9 protein-coding genes and 1 pseudogene are annotated in these 8,637 nt (G+C 68.6%); 8 read left to right on the forward strand and 2 right to left on the reverse strand.

Going from position 1 to position 8,637, the window contains the following annotated elements:
• Positions 1-130 precede the first annotated feature (130 nt).
• Together KPL59_RS13475 and KPL59_RS13480 are read left to right on the forward strand one after the other, a co-directional pair.
• Positions 131-604 carry a transposase family protein gene (locus KPL59_RS13475; protein ID WP_226360993.1) on the forward strand — a complete coding sequence of 158 codons (474 nt, stop codon included), beginning with the start codon at positions 131-133 and terminating at the stop codon, positions 602-604.
• A gap of 230 nt (positions 605-834) precedes the next feature.
• Complete coding sequence (locus tag KPL59_RS13480) at positions 835-1,257, forward strand: helix-turn-helix domain-containing protein (RefSeq protein WP_226360994.1); 423 nt, start codon at positions 835-837, stop codon at positions 1,255-1,257.
• A 9-nt stretch (positions 1,258-1,266) separates the two neighbouring features.
• On the opposite strand, the gene KPL59_RS13485 is transcribed toward KPL59_RS13480, so the two are convergent.
• Positions 1,267-1,635 (reverse strand): hypothetical protein, encoded by a 369-nt coding sequence (locus KPL59_RS13485; protein WP_226360995.1) that lies wholly within the window; start codon positions 1,633-1,635, stop codon positions 1,267-1,269.
• A gap of 317 nt (positions 1,636-1,952) precedes the next feature.
• Between KPL59_RS13485 and KPL59_RS13490 the strand changes: the two genes are divergently transcribed.
• From KPL59_RS13490 to KPL59_RS13510, 5 genes are all read left to right on the forward strand, one after another.
• Positions 1,953-2,423, forward strand: coding sequence for a helix-turn-helix transcriptional regulator (locus KPL59_RS13490; RefSeq protein WP_226360996.1), 471 nt, complete (start codon positions 1,953-1,955; stop codon positions 2,421-2,423).
• Between the two features lie 246 nt (positions 2,424-2,669).
• Entirely contained in the window at positions 2,670-3,143 is a 474-nt protein-coding gene (locus tag KPL59_RS13495; protein ID WP_226360997.1) for a hypothetical protein, read from the forward strand.
• A gap of 240 nt (positions 3,144-3,383) precedes the next feature.
• Positions 3,384-3,890, forward strand: a complete 507-nt coding sequence (locus tag KPL59_RS13500; protein ID WP_226360998.1) for a hypothetical protein — start codon at positions 3,384-3,386, stop codon at positions 3,888-3,890.
• 5 nt (positions 3,891-3,895) lie between these two features.
• Positions 3,896-5,017, forward strand: coding sequence for an MAB_1171c family putative transporter (locus tag KPL59_RS13505; protein WP_226360999.1), 1,122 nt, complete (start codon positions 3,896-3,898; stop codon positions 5,015-5,017).
• 22 nt (positions 5,018-5,039) lie between these two features.
• Entirely contained in the window at positions 5,040-6,239 is a 1,200-nt protein-coding gene (locus tag KPL59_RS13510; protein ID WP_226361000.1) for an amidohydrolase family protein, read from the forward strand.
• Between the two features lie 155 nt (positions 6,240-6,394).
• On the opposite strand, the pseudogene KPL59_RS13515 reads toward KPL59_RS13510, so the two are convergent.
• Positions 6,395-6,982 (reverse strand): annotated as a pseudogene (locus KPL59_RS13515) (transposase); the annotation flags it as partial.
• 607 nt (positions 6,983-7,589) lie between these two features.
• Here KPL59_RS13515 and KPL59_RS13520 point away from each other — a divergent pair.
• Complete coding sequence (locus KPL59_RS13520; protein ID WP_226361001.1) at positions 7,590-8,243, forward strand: hypothetical protein; 654 nt, start codon at positions 7,590-7,592, stop codon at positions 8,241-8,243.
• Positions 8,244-8,637 lie beyond the last annotated feature (394 nt).

An 8,637-nucleotide genomic window follows, 5' to 3' on the forward strand; every position in this document is an offset into this window, starting at 1 on the left:
TCGTCAGAGACAACGAACGCTCGCTCGACAGGCGGGACGCAACGCCTACCGATCGAACGCAAACGCCATACGACCTGATGCGCAGTAGCGGTGTCGGTGTCGGGGGTGGGTGGCGGCACGATGGTTGACGATGATCATCGATCGTGCCGCCTTGTCTGATCCTGCCCTGACCGGTGTGTCTGGTCAGCACCTGGGGGACCTCGTTGCCGAGTTGGCCGAGCCCTGGGCTGAGCAGCGGGAAGGCCGACTCCATGATCGCCGCGGCGGCGATCGGGTCCTGGTCACCCTGATCTACCTGCGCTTGGACCTCCCCCAAACGGTGCTCGGGGTACTGTTCGGGGTCGATCAAGCCACGATCTCCCGCACGGTCGGCGAGGTCCGGCCACTGCTGGCCGGGCGTGGTCACGCGGTGACCGACCGGGCTGGGGTGCGGCTGCGCACACTGGCCGATGTGGTGGCCTACGCCGAACACGAAGGCGTCACACTGCGGCTGGACGCGACCGAGACCCAGGTCAACCGGCCCGCCGCGCACCGGCCCGGTCGGCGGGCGTTCATCTCGGGGGTCAGATTTCAGGATCCGGCGACACGAACGAGCAGGCGCTAGGGTCACCCTTGCTGCTGGCAGCTTTACTCTCGCTGCTGGCAGCTTTACTCTCGCTGCTGGCAGCTTTACTCTCGCTGCTGGCAGCTTTACTCTCGCTGCTGGCAGCTTTACTCTCGGCCAGCGCCGCCGGTTGCCTGAGTGCCGCCTCGCCAGCGACCGGGAAGGACATGACAATGACAACGGCGGCGCGAGGACAAGTCCGGCCAACCCGGCCGGCAAGGGGGTGGCGCGTGCCCGGCGGGAAGCCCGAGGGTCAGGGGAGTCCCAGTATTTTCGCTGAGCGGCTCGACGCACTGATCACCACTCAGCGCCCCGACGGGCAGGTGTGGACCAACGAGGAGGTATCCGACGGCCTTCGCCGCATCGGCGGCCCCTCCGTCTCAACGGCCTATGTCCAGCAGCTTCGCCGCGGTCGGCGAGACAAGCCGTCCTGGCCGCTCGTCGTGGCCCTGGCCCGCTTGTTCGGCGTCCCGGTGGGCTATTTCTCCGGTGAGGATCAGGAGTCGGTGATCTCCGCCGACGATCTCCGACTGCTCAACGCCGTCCGGACACCGGAGCTTCGCGATCTCGTCCAGAAGCTCGATGGGATCGGTCCACAGGCCCGCCAAGTCATCGCGCGCCTGATTGACGAGGTCCGACTCCTCGACAGCTGATAGCCGTGGTCAGGCCCGCGGCGCGGGCACGACGGATCGCATGACCACAGCAGTCAGCTCCGCAGCAGCCAATGCCTCAACGGCCGCCGTCACGTTGTCGGTTACCGCCCCCACGTCGACGACGCCCTCCTGCCGCTGTTCACGGAGCCGGATCATCGCCTGCACGACCTGAGCAGCAACATTGACAAGGGCGTCCTCGAGGTCGTTGCGAAAGTCCTGCATGGACGGCTGCGACCGCAGCCGCTCCGGCAGACGGCGGGTCGCTGCGGCATCCGCTCGCGCTCGCCTGCGCTCGGCGAGCGGCGCACTCAAATCGCGGTCGGGGGGCGACACCCCCACCTGCGGCTCCGCCGCGGTGGCTGTGCGATCCAGCGACATGCGCACTCTTCCTTTCTGCGTCGCGGGCTCCGGTCCACCTTGCAGTGCCCGCTGTAGCGAACACGTGCTGACAGTTCGCGCACTGTGGCGAACACAAGGCAGAGCGTAACCGACCATGAGCGCGTGTCAACGCGAGCTTTGCACTCCCTTTGACCAGAACATAGAGTGACGGACCGTACTGCTAGCCTTCCCTTCTCGATGTTCTCTACAGCGAACTCTTGTGGCTCATGAGTACGCTGTAGCTGGTGCCCGGGGTGCACGACGCACTACCGAGCACCAGCAGCGCTGCACCACCACGGACGCAGGGGGCACAACCGATGACCAACGGCGACCACACGGAGCAGCCGGATCGGCGCCCGCAGGACTTCGCTAGCCAGCTCCGCCGGCTCATTGCCGTCATGCACCCGCCGGGGCAGGATCCGTTGAGCGATCGCGCGATCTCCGCACGCGTTCGCGAGCGGGGCGGGTCGATCTCCGCGGGCTATGTAGCCGACCTGCGCCGCGGCATCAAGACCAAGCCGAGCCTCGACCACGCCCGGCAGCTCGCCGAGGCGTTCGGGGTCTCACCGGGCTACTTCTGCGACCCCGAGATCTACGAGCGGGTGTCGTTGGAACTCGACCGGATCGAGGAAATCAACCGACAGGCCGGCAACAGCGACCAGCTCGTCGAGCTGGCAACTCGCATGGCCAGCCTGCAACCGACCGACCGGGACACCCTGGCAGCTCTGGTCCAGCGCGAACTTGCCGCACGTGGGGGCACGTCTCCGACCGACAGACCGCGCCCCTGAGCCAGTGAGCCTTTCCCAACCTCCCGGGCGGCGCCCCAGAAGGCCGCCGCCGCGGCACTCAGCCGCCGCCCCCTCCCGGGGAGCAGGTCAACGCCGCGCTGAAGCACTGAACGGCCCCCACGACGGCGGCGAAGACGGGTTCAACGCGATATCGCGCCCCAGCTCCTCCGCTCCGACCCCGCCTGACCAGCACAAACAGGTTGGGAAAGGCTCAGTACGGTCCGCCGGGGAGGGGGGGGCGTTTCCGTGCCCACAGCTGACGGACTTCTCGACCCGGTTGCCGCGAGCATCATTCACATCGCCCGCACCAGCACCGCAGTCCGCGACCTCGTAACCGTGGACACGCTCGATGCCGTCGCGATCCTCGCCGCACGCCTCGCAGGCATCCGGTCCGCGTTCGCACTGTCACTCGCGCGCGAGTGGCTTGCCGCCGCGGAGCGGGCTGCCGCCTCCACATCGCCGGCCTCGGCTCGCGAATTCCGCACGCTCACTCTGATTGCCCAGACTCTTCGGGTTCCGGTCGACTACTTCCTCAACCCCGCCGTGGCCCGCCTCATCGACGACCGGCACGCCCTCGATGGGGAGGCGCGGCGACGTGGCATCGCCGTCCACGGCCCATGCCGTAGTAGTTCGTTCACTAACGACGAGCTGGTAGCGATCCACAGTCAACTCCAGCTCGAACTGTCCCGACGCTCCAACGAATCGGCCGCTGGCACATAGTGATCAGCCCCGGACTCTCCGCGCCCGTCCTTTAGGCTGCCCAGAGGAGCGGAGGCGGCTCCGAGTACGCGCCTCGACGAAGGGAGACCACCCATGCCCGCGGGAGAAGGGCCCAGGGGGTACCCCGAGCTGCTGACTTTGGCCCGCCGGCGACTGAACGAACTGGGCCTAACCCCACCCCTCGACACCGAGAGGCTCCGCGCAGCCCTGGAGTGCGACCGGCAGAGCACCATCGCCCTGGTGCCCAACGATGAGATGCCGCCCGGGTCCGCGTTCGGAGTCACCGGCAGTCAGGGCGGTATCGACGTCGTGCTCTACGAGGCCCGCACGACCTCCTCCCATCAGCAACTGATCATCTTGCACGAGTTCGCGCACATGCTCCTGCGCCACCCGCCATCTGAGGTGCTTCACACGCAGGCCGAGGTCGAGACGTTCCGCGAGATCGACGCGGGCGCGGTGGCTGAAGCCCTCGGGGTGGCGCTGCCCGACGCCGCGCTGATTTCGCCCCCGCCTAGCGCACAGCAGCAAAGACGGCGCCGATGGTGGCGCCCCGGGCGACGACCGCACCATCCAACCGACGGTTCGTCAGCTATTACCGGCGGCAACCTGTATGCCAGAGTGTGTGAGCAGGAGGCCGAGATGCTGGCAACAATCCTGCTCGGCTGGGTTCCCGGCCAGGCCGGATACATCCCGGCTCGACCCCGGTCGAGCCTTGACGAATACCTGGGCGACCAAGGGGCGTGGTGAGGTAAGTGCCTGTCGAGCTGGTGGTAACGCTGGCAATCTACGCCGTGCTCTGGCAGGGGTACCAACTTCGGAGACGCCTCACCGGCTTCGGGCACCTCGTGCTGCTCGCCGCGATCATTGCTGCCGTCGCCAACCCGGCACTCCAACGGATGATCGAGGCCGGGTGGTTCGGCGAGGTCGACCCCGGCGCCAAGCGGTTCTACGGCGCGCTCATCGTCATCGTCGGCAGCACCATGGGGCTGTACCTGTTCCGCCTCGCCGTGGACCGTTATGGGCCACGGAGCCCCCGAGTGATCCGGTTCGTCGTGCTCAGTCTCGGTCTGCTCGCCGGCTGGATCGTCATGTTCGCTCTGGCGACCTCGCGCGGGCAGACGATGCTCTACGGACCGGCCGCCTTCGCCCACACCCCGGGGCTGCTCTACTTCGCGACCACAGGTCCTTATCTGTTCCTCGTCCGATTGCTGGTCGTGATCTGGATCGTTCGCCGCACCCGCGCCGCCGACGTCACTCCGGCCCTGCGCTGGGGCACCCGTGTTGCCGGGGTCGGTCTGCTCGTCGCCGGCCTGGTTTCGCTGCTGCGCGCCATCCCGCCGATCGTGATTCTGTTCGGCGGCCCAGTCACCGCAGCACCACCAGGGTTCATCTACGTCGCATCCACTGTCGGTAGTCCACTCATCTTCGCCGGGCTGTCGTTCCCGCTAGTAGTCGGCCGACTGCAAGCTCTGCGGGCCGGACGCCGCAACCGGCGGTCCTATGCCCGCATCGAGCCGCTCTGGCAGATCAGCACCACAGCGTTCCCGGAGGTCGAGCTCCGCAGCGTCGGCCCACTGGACTACCAGCTGCGCCGGCGCCGGGCCGAGTGCCTCGACGCCCTGTACTACCTGCGAGCGGGCCAGCCCGACCGCGACGGCGATCCGGGTCAGCTCGCCGCCGCCGACCAGCTGGAAGTCGCGATCGCCAAGTTCAAGCGAACGCGTCTCGACAACGACCGGCTGTGGTCCCTCGTCGACCAGCACCGGCACAGCCCAACCGGGGACACTGCTGCCGACCCGCCCACCAGTGACCATGACCTGCTGGAGCAGCTCGCCGACCTGGTGAGCGAGAAGACACTGCTACCGCGCACCTGACCGCGTCTGGAGGAACAGCACCGTGCTGGACCGCGACCACATCATCACTAGTGCGACCATCCGCCCCTGCGGCGGACAGCCAGCCATCTTGGACGGGGCGGTCCTCGTCCGCGGGGACACGATCACCGCGGTCGGAGGTCGCGCGACCGTGACCGAACAGGCCGCCCCGGACGCCAGACACACCGACCTTCCCGGCTGCACGATCATGCCCGGCCTCATCGACGGGGCTGTGCGGCTAACACTGTCCGGTGACGCCACCCCGTACGAAGATCTCCCGCGCGACCAGCAGCAGGGCACCCTCGGGCAGCGTGTCGCCGGCAACGGGCTACGCACACTGCTGTCGGGGGTCACCACGATCCGCGACGTCGGCGAAGCGGACGGCGCTGTCCTGCGCTACCGCCGCCAGATCGCCGACCAACTCGCCATCGGCCCGCGCGTGCTCTGCTCCGGGGCGCCACTGACCATCCCCGGCGGGGACGGCTCGCTCCTCGGCGGCGCGGTCGACAGCGACGACGCGATCCGCGCCGCTGTCCGCGCCCACGCCGACAGCGGCGCCGAGTTTCTCAGCTACCACGACAGCGGCGGATACTTCCCCGGGCCGTGGCACCGGAAGGGCTGGCTGACGCACTTCACCCCGGAGCAATGCCAGCTCCTCGTGGAGGAAGCCCACCGCCAGGGGCTCCGCGTCTCCGCGCACACCTATGCCGCCGATGGCGCCTGGCACGCGATCACTGCCGGGGTCGACATCATCGACCACCTCGTCTGGATGGAAGCCCAAGGCCAGTTCGGCCGGGACGAGGCCGCCGCCATCGACATGCACCGGCGCGGGATCATCGCCTGTCTGCCGTCCGCGTCGAACCGCCGCCACATGATCGCTAACAACGGCGAACAGGCCGCGTTCGACCGCTGGTACTCCCGCTACACCTGGCTCGACGAGCGCGGCGTGTCTCTCCTCATCGGCAGCAACGCAGGCGTCACCACGTCGCCGTTCGGTGACTATGTCTCCGCCCTGGAGACCTACGAGTGGCTCGGCTTCGGCGACCGCACGCTGGAAGTCGCCACTTCCGAGGCTGCCCGTGCCCTCCGCTTGGACAAGACGGTCGGGGTTCTGGCCCCCGGTATGGCGGCCGACCTGATCGCTGTGCCCGGCGACCCGGCGGCCGACCTCCAGGTCCTCCGCTCGGTCGCGCTAGTCATGGCCCGAGGTCAGGTCATCAGCTAACGAGTTCATGCGCTATTGGGGTCGGGACGTGTGAGGGGCTATCGCATGGCGAACCCAGGAGTGCGGGTCGGACCGGCCCTACGAGCGGTGCCAGTCCTGGTCAACCTTGCTCGATCGCCCAGGAGCAATCGTCAAGACCTGTGGATGAAGATCTTTTAGGCGGCTTCGGTGTGGGTGTGGGCATCGGGTCGTTCGACGAGGCGGCCGGCGTCGAATCGGGCTCCGGCTCGGACGAGGGCGACCAGGTGCGGTCCGTTCACGGCGCGCCATCGGTTCTGGGCGGCCTCGATGAGCTTGAACGCCATCGCCAGTCCGGCCGCGCGTGACCCGGGCCCGCGGGTGACCCGGGTGCGGTGGCGGACCGTCGCGAACGTGGACTCGATCGGGTTCGTGGTGCGTAGGTGTTGCCAGTGTTCGGCGGGGAAGTCGTAGAAGGCGAGCAGTTCGTCGAGGTCGTCACCGATCTTCGTGACGGCCTTGCCGAACTTCGCCCGGTAGGCGGCCTCGAAGCGGGCCACGGCGTCGAGGGCTCTGCGCTTGTCCTCGGCGTTCCAGATCTCGGTCAGCGCCTTCTTCGCCCCCGGATGCGCTGACTTCGGCAGCGCGGCAAGGACATTGGCGGTCTTGTGGACCCAGCAGCGCTGCTCGCGGGTCTGCGGGAACACCTCGCGCAGCGCGCCCCAGAACCCGAGCGCGCCGTCAGCGACCGCGAGCACGGGTGCTCGCATGCCGCGCCGCGCGCAGTCTCAAGCATTGCTCTCGCCCAGCGCGGATGCACACCTACTGCGGTCATTGGCATGTACAGCGAGCCGTAACGCTGCCAGCATCTTTACTATCACTAGAAGATGCTGCTATAACCAGCTCGCCCTACCCGTAGTCGCGAGTTCGGTGGCGTCACGCCAACGCCAGCCGGCTCGTGACGCGTCACGACGGGGACGACCGCTCATGCCAAGAACCAGGCGGGGGGCGCGCCGACTACAAGGCGCTCCCGACCGCGACCAGCAAGCAACCCACCGTGCGGCTCTGCACCACGGAGCCGTCTACCGACCCCACCGGGGTCCGTCCGCAGCCCAGGAGGCCCCACCAGCGCCCGCGCCCCAGCCATCCACCCCAGCCGCTCCCGAACCGGAGCCGCCGAGCCCGGCCTACCGGCCGCCGTTCAGCGATCCCGGAATTCCAGCGCCGGCGCCACCCGCAAGCTACGACGAGCGGCACTGGACCCCAGAACCAGAGGCGACCGCCCCGGCGCCCCTTCCTCCAGAATCAGACCCGCGGGAGAAGAGTGGCGGCACCAGCCCCCGAGACTCTTCCGCCGCTGAGCCGGCCGGTCACCTGTACACCCACCTCACCGTGGACACGGGCGAGCAGATCGTCACCGACGACGGCGCATCTGTCTGGGCCCCTACCGCACCCGCCGATGCCGAGCGCACCGCTCACCGGAACGGTCACCGCTCCGGCCGCAACGGTCACCACGGCCCCTCGACCTCACTCGACTTCGTTCGAGACGACAACGGCGCAGCGATGATCGGCAGTCTCGCCGCCCACCGCCATGTCGCCGACGTGGAAGCCGGCACCTTCGCTGTCCGCTTCGCCTGCGACTTTCTGTCCTGGGACGAAGACACACCGGGACGCCGCTCCAACGTCCTGCGAACCTATCTGGCCGCCGGTCATGCGAGCACACTCGGATGGAATGGGGCCGGCCGGCAGCGAGCCGACGCCCCGGTCTACGGCCGGATGGAGCGACGCAGCCCCACCACTGTGTTGGTCGAGGTCTGGGTCCGCATCACGCCCTACCACCGAGCCGACGACTCGACGCCCACCGAAACCGATCGGTGGCCGGACCCTGATATGCCCCCGTCCAGCGCCCCAGCGCCACACGCCGACGGATGGACAGCCGGAGCCGCCTACTGGCTGTCCATGGCCGTGCCAGTCACCCGCGACAACCGCGATCCCGGCGGACGTCTGGTCGTCAACCCGTCCCTCATCCCTACCGCGACGCCCTAAGCGGAGGCACCGATCATGCAGACCACCAGTAACAACCACCAAGCCAACGACTGGACTCAGGACCCCTCGATGTACTCCTGGGCCAGTCCCGGCAGTCAGGCATCCAGCGCTCATCCCGGCGCGGGGCGCCCCCCGCTCGCGAGTCCGCAGACGACATACAGCCCGCGGGGAAGAAGCCGAGCCGGACGGCCACAGGCCAGACGGCGCCCGCCCCCGAGGAACCGCAGACCAGTGAATCGGCCCCTCCCATCGAGGAGCCGGCCGCGGCTGAGGAGCCAGCCACCCCGACGTCTGGGCGGCCCTCCGGTCACAGCGTCCCCCAGGCACCCGCTCCGCGGCACCGGCGGTCAGCCCGTCCGAGTTCGCCCTCGCCGTCGGCCGACGACCCCGGGAC

Origin of the sequence: Pseudonocardia sp. ICBG1142 (assembly GCF_020496255.1) — a bacterium.
Lineage (GTDB): Bacteria > Actinomycetota > Actinomycetes > Mycobacteriales > Pseudonocardiaceae > Pseudonocardia.

Excerpts from the sequence above, each read along its gene's own strand:
- KPL59_RS13485 (WP_226360995.1), bottom strand. The coding sequence starts at position 1,635 with ATGTCGCTGGATCGCACAGCCACCGCGGCGGAGCCGCAGGTGGGGGTG.
- KPL59_RS13475 (WP_226360993.1), top strand. The coding sequence starts at position 131 with ATGATCATCGATCGTGCCGCCTTGTCTGATCCTGCCCTGACCGGTGTG.
- KPL59_RS13490 (WP_226360996.1), top strand. The coding sequence starts at position 1,953 with ATGACCAACGGCGACCACACGGAGCAGCCGGATCGGCGCCCGCAGGAC.